At 33.8% G+C, this 18,893-nt stretch carries 18 protein-coding genes and 1 riboswitch; all 18 genes read right to left on the minus strand.

Going from position 1 to position 18,893, the window contains the following annotated elements; genetic code table 11:
• The 18 genes from COC46_RS08910 to COC46_RS08995 all read right to left on the minus strand — a co-directional run bounded on the left by COC46_RS08910 (position 1) and on the right by COC46_RS08995 (position 18,811).
• Positions 1 to 777, minus strand: a complete 777-nt coding sequence (locus COC46_RS08910) for an enoyl-CoA hydratase-related protein (protein ID WP_098809365.1) — start codon at positions 775 to 777, stop codon at positions 1 to 3.
• Positions 778 to 1,689: a hydroxymethylglutaryl-CoA lyase gene (locus tag COC46_RS08915; protein WP_098809366.1), complete on the minus strand. Its 912-nt coding sequence runs from the start codon at positions 1,687 to 1,689 to the stop codon at positions 778 to 780.
• Between the two features lie 12 nt (positions 1,690 to 1,701).
• The gene (locus tag COC46_RS08920) at positions 1,702 to 1,923 is read right to left on the minus strand and encodes an acetyl-CoA carboxylase biotin carboxyl carrier protein subunit (protein WP_056469678.1); all 222 of its coding nucleotides are present in this window, start codon (positions 1,921 to 1,923) and stop codon (positions 1,702 to 1,704) included.
• A gap of 11 nt (positions 1,924 to 1,934) precedes the next feature.
• Positions 1,935 to 3,275, minus strand: coding sequence for an acetyl-CoA carboxylase biotin carboxylase subunit (locus COC46_RS08925; protein WP_098809367.1), 1,341 nt, complete (start codon positions 3,273 to 3,275; stop codon positions 1,935 to 1,937).
• A gap of 11 nt (positions 3,276 to 3,286) precedes the next feature.
• Positions 3,287 to 4,432, minus strand: coding sequence for an acyl-CoA dehydrogenase family protein (locus tag COC46_RS08930; RefSeq protein WP_098809368.1), 1,146 nt, complete (start codon positions 4,430 to 4,432; stop codon positions 3,287 to 3,289).
• Between the two features lie 603 nt (positions 4,433 to 5,035).
• Positions 5,036 to 6,016, minus strand: coding sequence for a quinone oxidoreductase family protein (locus COC46_RS08935; protein ID WP_098809369.1), 981 nt, complete (start codon positions 6,014 to 6,016; stop codon positions 5,036 to 5,038).
• 202 nt (positions 6,017 to 6,218) lie between these two features.
• Complete coding sequence (gene thiE / locus COC46_RS08940) at positions 6,219 to 6,854, minus strand: thiamine phosphate synthase (RefSeq protein WP_098809370.1); 636 nt, start codon at positions 6,852 to 6,854, stop codon at positions 6,219 to 6,221.
• The gene (gene thiM / locus COC46_RS08945) at positions 6,845 to 7,657 is read right to left on the minus strand and encodes a hydroxyethylthiazole kinase (RefSeq protein ID WP_098809371.1); all 813 of its coding nucleotides are present in this window, start codon (positions 7,655 to 7,657) and stop codon (positions 6,845 to 6,847) included. Before thiM ends, thiE begins: the two co-directional genes overlap by 10 nt.
• The gene (cytX, locus tag COC46_RS08950; protein WP_098809372.1) at positions 7,641 to 8,879 is read right to left on the minus strand and encodes a putative hydroxymethylpyrimidine transporter CytX; all 1,239 of its coding nucleotides are present in this window, start codon (positions 8,877 to 8,879) and stop codon (positions 7,641 to 7,643) included. The genes thiM and cytX overlap by 17 nt, the downstream gene beginning before the upstream one ends.
• A complete protein-coding gene (gene thiD / locus COC46_RS08955) occupies positions 8,872 to 9,678 on the minus strand; it encodes a bifunctional hydroxymethylpyrimidine kinase/phosphomethylpyrimidine kinase (RefSeq protein ID WP_098809373.1) in 807 nt (268 codons plus the stop codon). Before thiD ends, cytX begins: the two co-directional genes overlap by 8 nt.
• Positions 9,679 to 9,816: 138 nt before the next feature.
• Positions 9,817 to 9,927: riboswitch (TPP riboswitch) on the minus strand.
• A 181-nt stretch (positions 9,928 to 10,108) separates the two neighbouring features.
• Positions 10,109 to 11,587 (minus strand): glycosyltransferase family 39 protein, encoded by a 1,479-nt coding sequence (locus COC46_RS08960; protein ID WP_098809374.1) that lies wholly within the window; start codon positions 11,585 to 11,587, stop codon positions 10,109 to 10,111.
• A gap of 74 nt (positions 11,588 to 11,661) precedes the next feature.
• On the minus strand, positions 11,662 to 12,573 hold the full coding sequence (locus COC46_RS08965; protein WP_098809375.1) for an FTR1 family iron permease: 912 nt from the start codon (positions 12,571 to 12,573) through the stop codon (positions 11,662 to 11,664).
• A gap of 46 nt (positions 12,574 to 12,619) precedes the next feature.
• Complete coding sequence (locus COC46_RS08970; protein WP_098809376.1) at positions 12,620 to 13,375, minus strand: hypothetical protein; 756 nt, start codon at positions 13,373 to 13,375, stop codon at positions 12,620 to 12,622.
• Positions 13,376 to 13,429: 54 nt separating this feature from the next.
• Positions 13,430 to 14,224, minus strand: coding sequence for a glycosyltransferase family 2 protein (locus tag COC46_RS08975; RefSeq protein WP_098809377.1), 795 nt, complete (start codon positions 14,222 to 14,224; stop codon positions 13,430 to 13,432).
• Between the two features lies 1 nt (position 14,225).
• Positions 14,226 to 15,683, minus strand: a complete 1,458-nt coding sequence (locus COC46_RS08980) for an alkaline phosphatase family protein (protein ID WP_098809378.1) — start codon at positions 15,681 to 15,683, stop codon at positions 14,226 to 14,228.
• Positions 15,683 to 16,621 carry a lysylphosphatidylglycerol synthase transmembrane domain-containing protein gene (locus COC46_RS08985; protein ID WP_098809379.1) on the minus strand — a complete coding sequence of 313 codons (939 nt, stop codon included), beginning with the start codon at positions 16,619 to 16,621 and terminating at the stop codon, positions 15,683 to 15,685. The genes COC46_RS08980 and COC46_RS08985 overlap by 1 nt, the downstream gene beginning before the upstream one ends.
• Complete coding sequence (locus tag COC46_RS08990; RefSeq protein WP_098809380.1) at positions 16,605 to 17,552, minus strand: NAD-dependent epimerase/dehydratase family protein; 948 nt, start codon at positions 17,550 to 17,552, stop codon at positions 16,605 to 16,607. Before COC46_RS08990 ends, COC46_RS08985 begins: the two co-directional genes overlap by 17 nt.
• Positions 17,553 to 17,635: 83 nt before the next feature.
• Positions 17,636 to 18,811, minus strand: coding sequence for a hypothetical protein (locus COC46_RS08995; RefSeq protein ID WP_098809381.1), 1,176 nt, complete (start codon positions 18,809 to 18,811; stop codon positions 17,636 to 17,638).
• Between the last annotated feature and the right edge of the window lie 82 nt (positions 18,812 to 18,893).

Consider the following 18,893-nt stretch of genomic DNA (forward strand, 5'->3'; position numbering starts at 1 on the left):
TTACTCTCCTTTATATTGCGGTTTACGCTTTTCTTGAAATGCTACTAAACCTTCCATACGGTCGTTTGTATGCAATAAAGTTTCGTATTCATATGTTTCTAATCTTAATCCTAAGTCTAAAGGTAGATCGAAACCACGTTGAATAGCCTTTTTAGCTGCACGAATTGCAAGAGGTCCTTTACTTGCAATTGTTTCACACATTTCTAGCGCCTTATTTTGTAATTCATCTATTTCAACAACATGTTCTAAAATGCCATATCCCTCTGCCTCAACTGCACTTAAGCGTTTGCCAGTAAAGATTAGTTCCTTCGCTCTTCCAAGACCAATTAAACGTGGAAGTCTTTGAGTACCACCAGCACCTGGAATAATTGCTAAAGATGTTTCTGGTAAACCAACGATTGCTTCTTTATGTGCAATTCTTATATCACAGGCTAAAGCAAGCTCTAGTCCTCCACCTAAGGCAACACCGTTGATTGCAGCAATTGTTGGCATTGGTAATCTTTCAACCTTTTCAAAAAGTGTACCGATCTTTTCAACAGTCTCTCTGGCCTCGCTCTCAGTCATGCCTCTTCTTTCTTTTAAATCAGCACCACTGCAGAAATACGATGAACCACTACCCGTAAATACAACAGCTCGTATAGATGATTTCTTTAGCTCTTCCATTTGATTATGAAGAGCATCTAATAACTCACGTGATAATGAATTAGCTGCACTTGTACGATTTAAAGTTAGAATTCTAATATGACCGATATCGCTCACTAATAAACTTGATTCCATTTAAATACTCTCCTTTGAACCATTCCATACGGAAAATAGTTTACTAACTGGTTTTAAGTTCATTTGTTCAGAGATATATGAAGTAGCTTGATGAAGTTTCTTTTCGTCCACATTCGTTGTAATACCTAAACTGTGAAGTAATGAAACAACATCTTCAGTAGCTACATTTCCACTAGCTCCTGGTGCATATGGACAACCACCTAGTCCACCATTTGAAGAATCAAATTTTTCAATACCAAATTGTAAAGAAGTATATACGTTTGCAATTGCGCGACCATATGTATCATGGAAATGCATTGCAATTCGATTAGCTGGTACTTCTTTCACTAAATTTTCTAAAAAGCTATTCACTTGAAGTGGGTTTGCAATTCCGATCGTGTCTCCTAAAGAGATTTCATCTACGCCACATTCAAGTAATTGGTTTGCAAGATTGATAACCTTCATCTGGTCAACTGCGCCCTCATATGGACAACCAAATACAGTTGAAATATAGGCTCTAGTAGTCTTTTTATTATTTTTACACTCTGTAATCATTGAGCGAATATCATTCATTGAATGTTCGATACTCGCGTTTTTGTTTTTTAAATTATGTGTTTCGCTAGCAGATACAAAGAAATTAACTTCATCTGCATCTACTTCAAATGCGCTCATTAAACCTCTTTTATTAGGAACTAGAGCTGCATAAGTAACCCCATCTTTTTTCTTAAGCTTTGTAAACAGATCTACAGAGTCACTTAATTGAGGAATCCAGTCAGGTCTCACAAATGAAGAAACTTCAATATAAGACAAACCACTATCGACTAATAAATTTATCCATTCAAGCTTCTGGTTGGTTGAAACAAACTGTTTTTCATTTTGTAAACCATCACGTGGTCCTACTTCTCTTATTAGAGCCGATTGAGGTAGCTTCATCATTTTTTACTCCTATCCTAATTTTTCAACTTGGATTAAAGAGTCGCCTTCATTTACAAAATCGCCTTCGTTTACGAATACATTTACGACTTTACACTTATAAGGAGCAGTATGTGGGATTTCCATTTTCATAGATTCTAAGATTACATAATCTTGATCACTACTAATTTCATCTCCTACAGAAACAAGACATTTCCATACGCTTCCAGCCATCATTGCAGTTAAGTTTTCCATATCTAATTACCTCATTTCACTTTTTGATATTCACTAATAAAGCTTGTTGTATAGTCGCCTTCTTGGAATGCAATCGTTGAAAGAATATCAATCAAAAATGGCACATTTGTTTTAATGCCTTCAATTTCTACTTTTTTAAGATAATCGTGCAGTTGAATTACTGCTTCTTTTCTTGTATTTGCTGTTACAATTATTTTCGCTAATAACGGATCATAAAATGGTGATACTACCCATCCATCATATAGATGTGTATCAATACGTACACCAATCTCTTCTGGGAAGTTACAATGTTGAACTGTTCCTGGAGATGGGAAGAATGTTTTAGGATCTTCAGCATAAACCCTCACTTCAATCGAGTGACCATTCATTTCTACATGAGTAGGACGCATTGGAAGTGTTTCACCAAATGTAATGCGGAATTGCCATTCAACTAAATCAATTCCTGTAATACCTTCCGTTACACCGTGCTCAACTTGTAATCTAGTATTCATTTCTAAGAAATAAATATTTTCTTTTTCATCAACTAAAAATTCGATTGTTCCTACGTTTACATACTTAATTTGATTAGTAATTGTAAGAGCATATTCCTCAAGCTTTTTTCTACCTTGCGCTGAAAGGAATGGTGATGGTGCTTCCTCAACAACTTTTTGGTTTCTTCTTTGAATTGAGCAATCTCTTTCAAATAAGAAAACAGCATTACCATGAGTATCAGCAGCAATTTGTGCTTCAATATGTCTCGGTTTAATAATTGCTTTTTCAATGAATACATCATCATTTGCAAAAAATTGAAGAGCTCTCGTTTGTGTTGTTAAAAATTCTTTTTCTAGCTGTGCTTCGTTTTCAATTAGCTTCATGCCAATTCCGCCGCCGCCACTAGAAGCTTTTAACATAACAGGATAACCAATTTGTTCTGCAATTTCTATTGCCTCTTCAACAGATTGAATTGGGTGAGAATTCCCTTTAATTACTGGAATATTTAATTGCTCCATTATTTGTCTAGCTCTAATTTTTTCACCCATCATCTCTAAATGCTCTGGCTTTGGACCCACAAATAAGATGCCTGCTTCTTTACATTTTCTAGCAAAATCACTATTTTCTGATAAGAAACCATATCCTGGGTGAATTGCTGTTACATTATTTTCTTTTGCAATTTTTATAATTAAATCTGCGTTTAAATACGTATCTTTTGTATGATTTCCTTTTAAAGAAAAAGCTTCATCACTTAACTTAACGTGCAAACTTTCTTTATCAGCATCTGAATAAACTGCCACAGTTTGATAGCGAAGCTTTTTACATGTTTCAATAATTCTACATGCGATTTCCCCACGGTTTGCAATAAGTATTTTGATCATATTCTCGCTCCTTATCGGCATCCTAATTGACGTGCGATTACTATACGTTGAATTTCTGAAGTACCTTCACCAATTTCAAGTAACTTAGCATCACGAACTAAACGCTCAATACCATATTCCTTCATGTAGCCATATCCACCATGAATTTGTAATGATTCATTCGCAATTTTGGAAGCGATTTCAGATGCGTATAACTTAGCGAACGCCGCTTCTTTCGTAAACGGTTTTCCATTGTCTTTTAACCATGCAGCTTTATGCACCATGTTTCGTGCTAATTCAACTCCCATAGCCATATCAGCTAACTTAAACTGAATAGCTTGGAAACTAGATAAAGGTTGTTTAAATTGTTTACGTTCTTTAGCATATGCTAATGCTTTATCAAGAGCTTTTTGTGCAATACCTACAGCAAGTGCTGCGATTGAAATTCTTCCACCATCTAAAGTATATAAGAATTGGCCAAAACCTTTGTCAGGATTACCAAGAATGTTTTCTTTTGGAATTCGTACACCGTCTAATACAATTTGAGTCGTATTCGAAGCACGAACACCCATCTTGTCATAAGGATCTGTAATTGTTAATCCTTCTGAGTCAGTTGGTACGATAAACGCACAAATATTTTTCTTTCCTTTTTCATCAATTGAAGTATAAGCAGTTACGATTAATGTGTTAGAATACTGAGCATTTGTAATCCAGCATTTTTCACCAGTAATAACGTACTCGTCGCCTTCTAAAACTGCTTTTGTTTGTGTTCCACCAGCATCAGAACCTGCGTTTGGCTCTGTTAAACCGAAAGCACCAAGTGTTTTTCCTTGCGCCATAGGGACTAAATATTTTTGCTTTTGTTCTTCTGTACCAAAATAGTAAATTGGAGAAGCACCTAATGAACATGTTGCCGCAAAGCTTAAGCCTGTTCCACCACATGCACGCCCAATTTCTTCTACAGCTAACGCATAACTAATTGTATCCCCACCGCTACCGCCGTATTCTTCAGGGAACGGAATACCTAATAAACCTAATTCACCCATTTTTTTGAACGTTTCAATCGGGAATCTACTATCACGATCAAGCTCTTCTGCAAAAGGCTCAATTTCCTTCGCTGCGAAATCTCGTACCATTTCTTGAATCATTTGCTGTTCTTTAGATAATAAAAAATCCATGTGTTAGTCACTCTCCTTTTAATATTTAGGTACGTTTTAAAAAACGTAAGAATGTCTCCAACTGCGGCAAATAGCAGTGGAGTCCTCATATTCCAAGTATAAAGAAACAAATATTTTAGTCTTACAATTGATAATATTCGATATTTTCTACCATTTTCCTTTAATCTATGTTCGACAAATTGAGACAAAAGAGGCAAGGATAGGAAAGCATAGGATAGATGATAGGTAAAAGATGAGGGTATGTCTGAGAATCGTAATTAATTTCAGGGTATCGCAATTAAATTCCAGCTATCGCAATTAATTTATGGGTATCGCAATTAATTTCCAGCTATCGCAATTAATTTCTGGGNNTTCCAAGTATCGCAATTAAAGTCAATAAACGCACATACCCCTAATGGTATTTCCCGCTTAAAATAGAGAATAATTGATACTTTCAAATGGAAAGTTAGCAAATTTGCACTTAACCCACCAATAAATTGGTGCAAATCCCGTAAATATCTATAATAGCAACCATGATTTCAGCTAAAAATGAAAATTTGCCTTCAAGATACCCCACTATACAAAAAAGGCATACCCCCATTTTCAGAGATACCCCCTTCTCGTTCAATTATTTATGTTTAATAAAATCTTACCGGTGCTTTGTCTACTCTCTATTAATCTATGAGCACTAACAACATCTTCTAACGGGAAACTGTGCCCTATTTTTATGTTTAGTAGTCCTTCATCAATATATCTAAATACTTGTTTTGCTGTTTCCTTCAATGACTCGGGTCTTTCTTTTCTTGTTGTACCTAAACTAAAACCAAGGACAGATCGACAGCTTGAGTGTAATTCGCTTGTTTTAAAATGGCCAACTTCACCACTTGAATTTCCAAAATGAACTAGGCGCCCGTATTTAGCCAAGCAATTTATGCTTTGTTCTGTGATTCTACCAGCAACTGAATCTAGAATAATATTAGCTCCGATACCGTCCGTTAACTTATTTACCTTTTCTGAGAAGTTTTCTTTTTCATAGCAAATTACATGATCTGCACCAGCGTCTAATGCATACGCTATTTTCTGTTCACTTCCTACTGTTCCAATAACCTTGCCGGCACCTAAAATCTTTGCCATTTGAATGGCAGTTGTACCAACGCCACCAGCAGCTGAATGAATTAATACCGTTTCCCCTTTTTCAATTCTAGCTAAATCAGCTAAGAGTTTATATGAAAGAAATGATACAGTTGGGCAAACTGCAGCCACATCAAATTTTACTGAATCAGGAATATCGAATGTTAAATTATCATTTGCTACAACGTATTCAGCATATGAACCACCTAAAGGAAAAGCAACAACTCGTTGTCCAACTTGAAACTGTTGCACATCAGCGCCTACTGCTTCAATTGTTCCAGCCACATCTAGACCAGGGATAAACGGGAACTTTCCTTTACCCTTTTTTCCGTATCTTGCCTTTACATCTGCAAAGTTTACACTGGCTTTTTCCACTTTAATTAATACCTGTTTAGAATTAATTGTTGGTACTTCCATATTAACTACCTTTAAAACTTCTGGTTTTCCAAACTCGGTCACAACAACTGCCTTCACAAACTCCACCTCACATAACGCGTCATTACTATTATTTTACCTGTAAGAGTAAAGTAATGAAAAATATCAATTTATTATGAGTTCCAATAAGAGAGACTTATTAGTTAAAATGATTGGCAACTATAAAGTAAGAACATAACTTGAAATAAATAAAAGGCATCTATCCATCAAATAACGATGAAATAGACACCCCTAGAATTTATTATTTATTAACCAACATACTTAATTTCTCAGCAGCTGATTTAATATCTTCTTTCCCTAATATCGCAGAAACAATCGCAACACCATCAATATTTGTTTCCATTAATTCTGAAACATTTTCTTCATTTATACCACCGATTCCTACGATTGGAATTTTTACCTCTTCACGTATTCTTTGTAATTCGTCTAGCGTTAAATATTTCGCATCTAATTTTGTACTTGTTTGGTATACCGAGCCAATTCCAACATAATCCGCACCTTGTTCCTGCGCAAGCATTGCTTCTTCTAATGTCCTTGCAGAAACACCAATGATCATATTTTCTCCAACAATCTTTCTTGCTACTGTTAAAGGTAAGTCTTCTTGTCCGATGTGTAAGCCATCCGCTTTAATTGCCAAAGCGATATCTAAACGATCATTAATAATTAATGGTACATTATATTTTGAAGTAACTTCTTTTACTTGCATAGCAATTTTGTAAAAATCTAGACTACTACAGTTCTTTTCTCTTATTTGAACGATTGTTGTTCCGCCTTGTATTGCCTCCTCAACAGATTGAACTAAATCTCTAGAACCTAATACATCACGATCAGTTACTAAATAAAGCTTATAATCAATTTTGTTTTTTGTTATAGCCATTCAACTTTACCTCCTGTTAGAAGTGTATTAACTGAAACTTTAGATACTTCATCAAATAAATTCACTCTAAATGTCCCGATACCTTGTTCTTCAGTTAGGCGAGATTTAGCGAGCTCTCCACATATCCCCATAGTAGTAATACCTGAAACAGCTGCAAGGAAATAATCATTTGTTGCACCAGCATAAGTCCCAATTAATGATGTTGTCATACATCCCGTTCCGGTAACATCAGCTAGCATTTTATCTCCATTTGAAATTGTGCATACTCGGTCTTGTTCTGCGACAATATCGATTGCACCTGTAATGGCTACTACAGCTCCTAATTTAGCTGAAAGTGATTTTGCAATTTCTACTCCATCTTCTTCATCAGCTACAGAATCAACACCTTTTATTTGAACATTTAAGCCGGCAATCATTTTAATTTCTGACATATTTCCACGTACAACAGCAAAACGTACTTCTTTCAATAATTTAGCAGTTGTTTCTGTACGTAAAGTTGTAGCCCCGACTCCTACAGGATCTAATATTACAGGTACACCTAATTGATTAGCCTTTTTACCCGCTTGAATCATTGATTGAATTGTTCTTTCATTTAATGTTCCAATATTAATAACAAGAGCTGAAGCAAATGATACCATTTCTTCTACTTCGGCTAAATCATCTGCCATAACTGGCGATCCACCTAGAGCTAACACCATATTTGCACAGTCGTTTACCGTTACATAATTCGTAATGTGATGAACTAAAGGCTTTTTCTCTTTTACGCTTGCTAGTATTTGACTCATTTCATTCATAGTTAACATTTTTTTCTCCTCCTATTTCCTTTGGAACAAACTTATTTAAAATAAATTGAACAACAATATAAATAATACAAATTAAAATCATACTTGGAACAGTTGCGCCAAGGAATAAATCTAGTTGTACAAACTTACGGTAGATGTAAACTCCTAAAATCCATGTAATAAATGCAATCAAGTCAATTTTTAACGTATTTCTTCTATCTGTTCTTTTTAGAATAAAGTAGTCTGTTAATAGCACTGCGTACAACGGTGCAAAAAATGATCCAATTGTATATAAGAATCCTTCATATTTCTCGATTGGGAAAATAACAGCCAATAGTGTTCCAATAGCTGTAACGATTAGTGCTATATGTTTTCCATTTAGCTTTGGAAAAATGGTTGTAACCGATATTCCAGCAGAGTAAGCATCCATGAAGGTTGTTGTTACAGTAGCCAAAACGACAATACCTACTGCAAATAAACCTAGATTTGCACTCATTAAAACAGCTACCGGATCTACTTCGTTAAATGCTAGCGCTGCCCCTAGGCCAATAATATACATCCATGAGCTTCCAAACATATACCCTATGAAACTACCAATTGCTCCATCTTTTGTAGTCTTTGCAAATCGTGTATAGTCGCTTATTAATGGGATCCATGATAGTGGCATAATAACTGACAATTCAACGGCTTCACCAAAAGATAATCCTGGAGTACTTGGCTGAGTAAGGATTTTATCACTCTTAAAGATTACAAAACACAAAACTATCGTTAAAACAAATAGTAAACAAACGGCTATACTATTAAGCTTTTTTGAAGCATTTTGTCCAAAGTACAACCAAATTGCTATTAGCACTCCGATTACTAAACACCAAACCCAAAGGTGATTAAAATGAAAATCATTTTTTGTGACAATATTAATTGAACGAGCCCCCGTTAAGATCATAATTGCCGTCCAACCAAGCAACTGAAGTACATTTAAAATTGAAAACAAGTAACTACCATAGCTACCAAATGAAATTTTCGTTGATTCCATTGCAGATAATCTTTGCTGAGAACCAATTACACCACCTAAAACAAGCAAAATTGTTCCTATTAAATGTCCTACTAAAATAGCCGTTAAACCTTTAGTAAAACCTAATGGAGCTACCAATGCCCCCGTCATGATTTCTGCTACTGATACCGCAGCACCAAACCAAAGTGTTGTAAAATTCCACTTTGTCATTTTTGCATTTTGATTAGACATGTTGAACTCCTGCCTTTTCATACAATGAGTAGAAATGATGGACAGGACCTACCCCTTTTCCAATTGAGAAGGAATGTTTAATCGCTAATGTTATATAATTTTTTGCTTCTCTAATTGCTTCATTTAAATCAAGTTCATTGGCTAAATTAGATGTAATGGCTGAAGATAAAGTACATCCAGTACCGTGGGTATTAATTGTATTGATTCTAACGCTAGTAAAGCTAGTAAACTCCTCACCATTAAAGCAAATATCCGTTGCTTCCCCTTCAAGATGTCCACCTTTTACAAGGACTTTCTTTGCACCTAATGAATGAATTTGAATAGCAGCTTCTTTCATTTCTTCAATCGTCGTAATTTTTCTTCCAGTAATAACTTCTGCTTCAGGAAGATTCGGTGTGATAACGGTTGCTAACGGAATTAATTCCTGGATTAAAGCTTCCTTTGCATCCGGACTTAGTAAGTCGAACCCGCTCTTAGAAACCATAACTGGGTCAACTACAATATGCTTTGGTCTATATTCCTTTAGTTTTTCAGCTATCACTTTAATTGTATCGATTTGTGATACCATTCCAATTTTTACAGCATCTACTTCAATATCCGTAAATATTGCATCTAACTGACTGGCAATAATCTCTGGTGACATATCTTGAACGGCAAATACTCCTTGCGTGTTTTGAGCTGTTACTGCTGTTATTACGCTCATTCCAAAAACACCATGAGCTGAAAATGTCTTTAAATCTGCTTGAATTCCTGCACCACCACTTGAATCAGAGCCTGCTATCGTTAATACTTTCTTCAATTTTCTTCCCCCTATTTCATGAATAGAACTCTTTGATCTTACAGATAGAAGATGAGACTTGATTTTAAATACAAAAAAGCACAAATCCCATAAGGACCTGTGCTCGAACAAATCAATGTTATGAATACAAAAAAATATGTATTCTACCGTTCACTTTCCTACGCTGGCATTATCCAGATCAGGTTAAAGGGTCAAAGACTATAGTGTCTTAATCTCAGCCGAACATTTACGGCACCCCTAGTACTATTCAATTAGTTAGTTTTCATTACTATTTTATCTTAATGAATACATATAGTTTATTCAAGTAATTATACTCATTTCCTCTAAACAGTTTTTTGTATCTACGTGCTTAATTCCTTAAGCCATGTATGCTCAGTCATACAACAGTTGAACAACAAAGTGTCCTGCCCTATCGGTTTTCTTGAAAAAATTATTGATTAACCCATTCATACAACACTACCTCATCGTAAACTGGATCAAAAATAGGGTCTGACTTAAATTCTCTTATTACTTTTATTTTCCCAGAAAGATCGTTACCTTGTTCCTTGAATCCTTCTACTACTTTATTAGTCAGTAGAATCTTTTTATTCTTATAATATGATTGATCATGTAAAAAGAAGTCATACGTTTCAATTTGCTTATGAGGAACTTGAACATTTTCATAATCAAAGACTCTTGTTTCTTCCCATGTATAAACGATTGAAGATTGCTCATTTTTCTTTAAATAATTAGCTAATTGAATAGTAGCTGGCACTTCACTTATTTGGCGTTTTAGAAGTTTAAAAGAACTATAAGATTGTGCGATTAATAGAATGATACACAGTAAATAAGTAAGAATATTGCGAGATTCCTTTAACAAGTTATAGAATAAAATAAATATTAACAATAGAATAACCGGGAGAATATGTCTTGGTTTGTCACTATTTTGGGCAAATAAAGCCCATATAAAATATGCCCCACCCATTAAAATAGCAAATTGCATCGTATGATCCGTTATAAAATGAAATCTCTTTAATCTGAAAATAAACAAACCAAATAGAAGTATATATATCACTGCAATGACTACTGTTTGAGCTGTCAAACCTGTCCACAATAGATTATCAAAAGCTACGATCTTTATCCTTTCAAAAATGGATTGATTATCTGCAACCACTGTATTTCCCCAATTATTAAAATGTCCTGAAGTAAAGGCTAATGATAATTTTATAAATCCCTTTAAATTACCTTCAGAAATAACAAGCGCAAAGACCCATATAAATTGGAAAATGCCAGCGATTAGTAGTGAATAGATAACTTTTTTACTACTGAATTGTCTACTTTTTCGCTTCTTATAAAGTAAAATAAGCAAGCCAACTGTAAAAGGAAGATAAGATAGTCTAATTCCAAGCAATACACTTAATAGAAATAGTGGTAGTATTGTTGAAAGTAAATCATTTTTCTTAAGACTATTTACTAGGGACCAAAAATACCATGAAAAAGCAGCTAGTGCAGCCCCCTCCGACATTGGTTGGTTAACAGATATAACAAGATAAGTCGATGAGTAACAGATCGCAGTTAGTAAGATTCCGTGTGTCTTTGATAGATAATCCCTAACTAGTAGATACATTGGAATACAGGCACTGAAGTAAAATAAAATATTAAATAAAGTTAATGAACTTACTTGGTCATTTACGAAAAGGTGAACAATTAACCCACCTAAAATAAAATATGGATAACCAGGAAAATGAGGTTGCATTGCCATTAAATCAAATCGATCTAAAGCTAGTGCAAAGTCTACTTGATCATATGATGCAGCATAAGAATTTAGATGGGTCAATTGTGACCATAAGATGAACATAATCGATAAAACACTAAAGGTAACGATCATTCGTTTCACTAGAATTGATTCATCTATATTGATATCTTTCACTAAGTCACCTTCCTCTTTAATACTAAATGAGAAAAAGTACAAGGAAATACCTTGTACTTTATAATAAGAATTCCTTATTTCGCTTGTGACTTCGGCATTGTATCACTCTCATGCTTATTTTTAACTGTATGTGATCTGTTTGATGTCAATAAATAGATTGCAACAAAATAACCAATATAGGCGATAACCTCTTCTAAAGAAGGCATTGAAGAGTATCCAAATAAAGCCTTTAAGAAAATACCAATATCACCAGATAATAAAGGAGCTACTCCTGTATCACGTAAATAATGGTCATAATCAATTGGATGTTCAGGTAAAAACCAAGTTAAGTCGTATAAATGTGGTGCCACACTACCAATAACATTTATATCTTGAAGTATTGAAATTGCTTGAACTAATAAACCAGCTGCAATTAATATAATAAATACTCCTGTTGCCTTGAAAAATGTACTAAGAGAGACTCTCATCGTTCCTTTGAAGAACAAGTATGCTACTATAGCCGCGATGATTACACCTGTAATCGCGCCCCATCCTTTCATGGCAGCTCCAATGTCTCCACCAGTAATTGCCGCAAAGAAAAATACTGTTTCTACCCCTTCACGCAGTACAACTAAAAATGAGTGAATAACCATACCTACTACATTTCCAGTTGTGATATATTTATCCATTTTCCCTTGCATATTTCCTTTAATATCTTTACTATGTTGAGCCATCCAAAAAACCATTTGTGTCAACAAAATGGTAGATACAACCATAATGCCTACTTTTAAGTATATTTCACTACCCATCGCAGCAAAGCCAGTAAATACAACTTGAAATAACATCGCAATACCAACACTAGCTGCTACTGCAAGCCCAGCACCAAACCAAACATATTTTGTATAATGGCTATGATCCATTCGCTTTAAATATGTCGTAATAATTCCAACAATCAATAATGCTTCTAGGACTTCACGAAAGGTAATTAGCAAAGCTTGAATCTCCACAGATGATGTCTCCTCTCTCCATGTTGTAGATCATCAAAATACAATCTTATTTCTTTCTATTTTTACGAATAGCAAACATAACGACTAAGGTCATTACCCCAACAATTAAAACGATTGGAATCCAGTTACGTAAATTCGAAATATCCGTCCATTCTTTTTTCTTAACAGTAGATTCAGTTACACTTTCAGAAAAATGTCCAACTTCTAAACTCTTTAATTTAAATTCCTTTTGTAGAGTAGAAAGAATTTTATCTTTACTCTTACTAAAAGCCTTTTGATCCGGCTCTTTCTTACCTACTCCAAATAGTCCAGGATTACCTAAAGCTTTTAATGCATTATCAAATTCAGCTTTTAACTCATTGTGAGTTGTTGGATTTTTAGCTTCTACGATTGGTGATAACGCATCATATGTAGCATAACCTTTTGCAAGTAGTTTCTTGCTTGTTTCATAATCTTTAAAGTTTTTTTCAATATTTTCAAGACGTCTAGCAATATTTAATACTAAAAGCTTATTCATGTTATCAATTGTTGCTTCTTTGTCTTTATTATCAAGATTTCCGATAATAGTTTTCGTAGAATCGGGCCCCATATGCATTTCGATTTCTTTTTGTAATGTTCCAAAAAGCTTTTTCGCAGATGTATAATCTGGTGGATTTTTATCTAACTTAACTAGCATATCTTTGTATACTTCGGCTAATTGTTCTTCATTAGGATTCCCATACGAATAAGCACTAGCAGGGGAAGCAATTAGATTACTTACTGCAAAAAGAAATAAAAAACTAACAATAATGTATTTTTTCATATAAATTATACCTCCACCTAAAATGATAATGATTATCAATAACGATGTCAATTTTTATTTTGCAAATAATATATCATTTTCATTATGACTATAGCTCGCTCCATATGCTTCCATATTGTGCAAAACATGAGCATCAACTTGAACATTCACTGTTTTTATAGGTTTTTTTATTTCCTTCCAAATCGCTGGAAACACTGATGTAAGGTAGCCTTTAAAGGTTATAAAGGAATCACCAGTTGAACGGACTCTATAGTTAATAGGTATTTCTTTTACCCTAAACCCTTTTCGAACAAGGTTTAAAGTGATAACTTGGGCATAGTTATAGTCATGGACAATTTCTGCATACTCTAGAGACTGTCTAGAAAAAGCCCTCATCCCTGACTGACCATCATAGATCCATTTTTTTAACAAAATTGATTGTAAGAAGGTAAAAAAGTAATTACCTAAACGGCGATGAAGCTTCATTCCATTAATTGTGCCTAAAAATCTCGAACCCATCGTATAATCGGCTTCACCTAAAAAAATCGGTTTGATTAAATCTGGGATTTCACAAGCAGGATATTCACCATCTGCATCGATCATTACTGCAATATCTGCTCCCCTTTTATAGCTTTCCTCTAATCCAGCACGAACTGCTGCCCCTAATCCCTTATTTTTTTCAAAGCTAACAATATAATCAGCTCCTGCTTTCTTTGCCACTTTAACTGTATTGTCCGTAGACCCATCATCAATAACCAAGACTTTCACATCAACTAGATAATGAAAATTTCTTGGGATTTCCTTTATTACTTCTCCTATAGATGCTTCTTCATTAAATGCAGGTAGGAACACGATGACTTGTTGCTTCATTTTACGAATCCTCTCTCTTTATTGCGTCTAACAGAATTTTTCCACGACTATGACTAGGGAAAGGTGCTCCTAATAAGTAAGCTAAGGTAGGTGCTAACGACACAAGGCTATGTTTTTCCTCGACCTTTTTCCCTTTTTCAATATTTGGTCCGTGAACAATAAAAGGCACGAATCTTTCACCTTCATCTAAATGTCCATGTCCGCCAATTCCATCTGCTTGCCCGTGATCCGCACAGATGACTAAAGTTGTATTTTTCATCTTACCTTCTGCTTCTAACCATTTAACAAAATCTTCAATCAATAAATCAGCCTCATGAATTTTTTGTAAATATTCATCGTATAAAACACCACGACTATGTCCAGTTTGGTCAGTTGCGATCATTTGAACAATAAATAAATCAGGATCTTGTTCTTTCATAATTTTCTTAGCTCGTTGCATAATGTTAGGATCAGCTTTGTCATTATGCATGACTGCTGTTACTGTTTCTACATCACTACCCATCGAATCAACTAAATGAGCAATTCCAAGTAGTCTTCCTTTTTTTCCGACTTTTCTCAGTGAATCAAAAATACTTTCTACTTTTATTCCTAATTTCCATACCATATTAGATGTTATTCCATGCTCAAATGGATATGTACCAGTAAACATTGACGTAAAACATACTACCGTTCTAGCAGGATACACCGTTTCCATATTTGTATATTCTGTTCCATTTTTTTTCAAAGAATCCATAAAAGGTGTATCTGCCTCAGAAAAGCGCTCTTTCCTCATTCCGTCTACAACAATAACAACAACTTTTTCAGAAATAGCTTCCTTTGGTTCTTCAAAATCATTTTTCGTATAATGAGTATACATATTTGGCTTCCAGTCAAATAAGTTTCGATGAAGAATGACTGCAAAAATAATGATAAATACATAAAACCATATTAGATTAAGAAGTTCAAAACTTACTCCAGCACGATTTGATTCAAAAACCATTTCCCAAATTGATAAAATCAACAGAAATTTTGGTAGTTGTTCTTGAGCGTTTCCACTTGTAGAGTCGCTATTTTTTAATACAAGCTTCCAAAATCTAGTGAAATTTAACCATGAAGTACCTATTCTTAAGTGATAATAAAAAGTTCCCCAAAAAAATACAGTAAAGAAGAAGAATAAACCTATTGAAAACAATAGAAGAGCAATATCAACTTCTTTAAAGACGATTAAGTAGACAATAAAAGGTATCCATAAATAATTTCTTAAGAATAATGGAAAATCAAATTTAAAATAGATTACTAATAAAGGAATAATGTAGATAAAAGCCTTAAATAGATCTATTATTCCAGAAATCGTACCTAAACTAGTAAAATGAAAAATTAACATCGTACCAAATATAAATATAGGGGTAAATGGTTTTCCTTCATTTAATAAATTCCAACAACGTGCAGCAACTTTTTCAAATTTAGATGCACTTTTCATTAACTTTTCACTCCTCTAACCCTAATCCAATCTTTAAATGTCTGTACTGAGATTGGATAGCTTACTAAAATGACAACACCCACTATATAAGAAAATAAAAATTTAATAAAATGTGTTACAATTGCAATCGTATAACCTTCCTTAATCGTAAATCCAACTACACCTAATGCAAATGCTAGAAAACTTTCGTAATTCCCTAATCCCCCAGGTGTAATTTGAAAAATCTGCCCAGCAATTGTTACACTGTTAGCAAATATAGATTCTAATATCGTAAGATCACCTGAAAGGGACTTTACAGTAAAATAAATCACACCTGCTTCTAACACCCAACTCATAAAAGTAAATAAAACAATCGCTAGGCCATTTCTATTTAAAAGAGCATTTTTAAATATTGAAATATGCTCATTCAAAAATATTGGAGCATATTTTTTAAGCATAAAAATAATTAGAAGGCAAACCACTGCACTAAAAAGTACCGTCCAAACCGGGAAGATAAATTTAACTCTCAAACTGATCAATCCAATCAATGCCATAAAAATTAATGACATCATGTCCAATACTCTTAAAAGAAATACGGATTGAAATACCTCACCAGTTGTAATCTGTTTATCCCTTGTGATCATGATCTTAATACGTAGCAAATCACCAATCTTAATCGGCAGTAAATGATTAACAAACAAGCTATAGAAGATACCAATCAGACATGTCGATAGCCGTGCTCTTCCTCGTAAATAAAGCTTCCAAGCAAATGCTTTACAATAAAACGACAGAAAATAGATAAAAAAAATTGATAGTAATAAAATTGGATGATGAAAAATTCTCACTATACTATTCCATATTCTTTCAGAATCAAAATAGTTAAGAGTTAAAAAGATAAAGTTTAAGATGACTACTATTCCAATTGTTAACTTAATACTTTTTTTAAAGTAATTTTTCATTTGCTATTGCCCATTTTATTGTCTCAGATAGACCTTGTTTAATATGAATCTTTGGTTCATACCCTAGTAGAGTTTTCGCTTTTTCAATGTTTGCCCAAGTTTCTCCTACATCTCCAACACGTGAATCTTCTTTTTTGATTCTCATAGTCGGAAAATAATTCTTAAATTCATTTAATAACTCACTCATTGAAACCGGATTACCATTTCCAATATTAATAATTTCACTTTTTTCCAATTTTACTAGTGACAAGTATATTCCATTAATAATGTCATCTATATAGGTATAATCTCTGGCGCTATTTTCTCCAAAAATCGTAATTTCCTCATTCCGTATTAACTTCTTTATAAAACTTCCAATAGCCATATCTGGTCTTCCCCATGGCCCGTACACAGTAAAAAATCTTAAAATATTTATTTGATAGCCATAAAGATATTCATATACTTTACAGAATGATTCTGCTGAAAATTTTGAGGCTGCGTATGGTGAAATGACATTTCCATTAGCCATCTCTTCTTTAAATGGACCTTCTTGATTGCCATATACAGAAGAGGAAGAAGCAAAAATTACTTTTGATACACCTGCTTTACCTGAGGCCTCAAGTACATTAATAGTAGCTTTTATATCATAATCTACATATAATAGTGGTTTTTCAATTGAATATGAAACGCCTGGTAGAACTGCTAAATGAATGACTGCATCTGGTGATATTTCCTTAAAAAGATTCATTATTTCTTTTTCATCTAATAAATTTTTTTGAAAGAAATGGAAAGAACCGTATTGATTAATACAATCTAATTGCTGCTGTTTTCTATCGGTCGAATAGTAAGTATGTAAGCAATCAATAATATATACATCATGGTTTTCCTCTATTAATCTTTTTGCGAGATGGCTACCAATAAACCCCGCACCACCAGTAACGATTATCTTCATTTAAAACACCTCAATCATTAATATACATATACATGGGAAAAAACCTTGTTTTTTACAAGGTTTTTTCCATGTATATATTATCCTTATTTTGCCTTTTCAATTACTGTTTGTAAAGTTGATTGAAGCTCTTTCATTAATGTTTCGCCAGTAGCCTTATCTTTTGCTTTTGCAGCTTCAAGGTATTTACTAGCAGTCTCATGTAACTTATTGAATCCTTCTTCACCTAGTAATTTAATTAAGTCCTTATCAATTGTATCAATAAATAAAGCACCTTCTAAAGCTGTGATAACAGATTTATCTTCGCCCCATAATTCTTGGCTTTCTGCATACTCATCAAGAGCTACCTTTGCATATCCACTTACGAAAGCTTTATTTACTTTTTCAGCATCTAATTTTGAAACATCATTTTGCAAATCAAATTGCTCTAAAATTAAAGCAGCTTGTTCAGGTGCATGACCATTTAAGTAGCTATAAATTGACTGATAGAATGCCCAACCTTCAGCTTGCTCTACAATCGCTTCATCTTTATCAGATTTAGCAGCTTCAGCAGCTTTGTAAGCATATCCATTAGGATTATTTCCTGTTGCTAAATAGAAAGTTTTAATCATTGTTTTGTCTACGACTTGTTTACCAAGCTGGAATCCTAACAGATCATCAGCTTCAATAGCTTTTTCAATTTCACTAAATCCGCCAGCAATTGCATCTACTAATTTAGTACCATTAGCAGCATCGCGTTTTTCAACTGTTGATTGAAGAATTGCATAATATCCTTTTGCTTCTTCTAATTCTTCTTTTACGACTTCTTTATCTGACCACATCTCTTCAATTTCTTTGAAATCATGTTTAATTGAAGTATAGAATACTTTTTGCATTAATTTATCAAAAATTTGTTTTACTACAACTGGATTCATTGATCCATCTTTACCTGCTTGTAGGGCATTTGTAATGTGCTGATCAATTTTATCTTCAAATTCAGTATCTCTTTTTTGTGTTAACTCTTGTAAATCTTTTGTGTAAATTTCTGTTACTTTATCAAAATCTACTTCTTTACCTTCTTTAGCTTTTTCTAATTCAGTAACTGCTTCTTTAAATGACACTGCATAGTCTACTTTTTCTTCCTTAGCAGTATTTTCTTTCTTTTCAGTTTGCTCTTGTTTGTTTTCACTACTTGATGTTTTTTCCTCATTATTACAACCAGTTAGAATAGAACCTGCCATTAAGAAACTAGCAAAAACTATAGACAAATCTTTTTTTCTCATTATTATGCCCCCAATTAGATAAGCTTTCTCATTGATAATGAATTTCATTTCCAATAAGATTATAATAATGAATGATTCTCAC

It is taken from the genome of Bacillus sp. AFS041924 (genome assembly GCF_002577195.1).
In the GTDB taxonomy this organism is placed as follows: Bacteria; Bacillota; Bacilli; order Bacillales; family Bacillaceae_G; genus Gottfriedia.

Coding starts and splice junctions, on each gene's coding strand:
- COC46_RS08920 (WP_056469678.1), bottom strand. CDS start 1,923: ATGGAAAACTTAACTGCAATGATGGCTGGAAGCGTATGGAAATGTCTT.
- COC46_RS08985 (WP_098809379.1), bottom strand. CDS start 16,621: ATGAAAAATTACTTTAAAAAAAGTATTAAGTTAACAATTGGAATAGTA.
- COC46_RS08990 (WP_098809380.1), bottom strand. CDS start 17,552: ATGAAGATAATCGTTACTGGTGGTGCGGGGTTTATTGGTAGCCATCTC.
- COC46_RS08915 (WP_098809366.1), bottom strand. CDS start 1,689: ATGAAGCTACCTCAATCGGCTCTAATAAGAGAAGTAGGACCACGTGAT.
- COC46_RS08995 (WP_098809381.1), bottom strand. CDS start 18,811: ATGAGAAAAAAAGATTTGTCTATAGTTTTTGCTAGTTTCTTAATGGCA.
- COC46_RS08910 (WP_098809365.1), bottom strand. CDS start 777: ATGGAATCAAGTTTATTAGTGAGCGATATCGGTCATATTAGAATTCTA.
- thiM (WP_098809371.1), bottom strand. CDS start 7,657: ATGTTAACTATGAATGAAATGAGTCAAATACTAGCAAGCGTAAAAGAG.
- COC46_RS08975 (WP_098809377.1), bottom strand. CDS start 14,224: ATGAAGCAACAAGTCATCGTGTTCCTACCTGCATTTAATGAAGAAGCA.
- COC46_RS08970 (WP_098809376.1), bottom strand. CDS start 13,375: ATGAAAAAATACATTATTGTTAGTTTTTTATTTCTTTTTGCAGTAAGT.
- COC46_RS08930 (WP_098809368.1), bottom strand. CDS start 4,432: ATGGATTTTTTATTATCTAAAGAACAGCAAATGATTCAAGAAATGGTA.
- cytX (WP_098809372.1), bottom strand. CDS start 8,879: ATGTCTAATCAAAATGCAAAAATGACAAAGTGGAATTTTACAACACTT.
- COC46_RS08980 (WP_098809378.1), bottom strand. CDS start 15,683: ATGAAAAGTGCATCTAAATTTGAAAAAGTTGCTGCACGTTGTTGGAAT.
- thiE (WP_098809370.1), bottom strand. CDS start 6,854: ATGGCTATAACAAAAAACAAAATTGATTATAAGCTTTATTTAGTAACT.
- COC46_RS08925 (WP_098809367.1), bottom strand. CDS start 3,275: ATGATCAAAATACTTATTGCAAACCGTGGGGAAATCGCATGTAGAATT.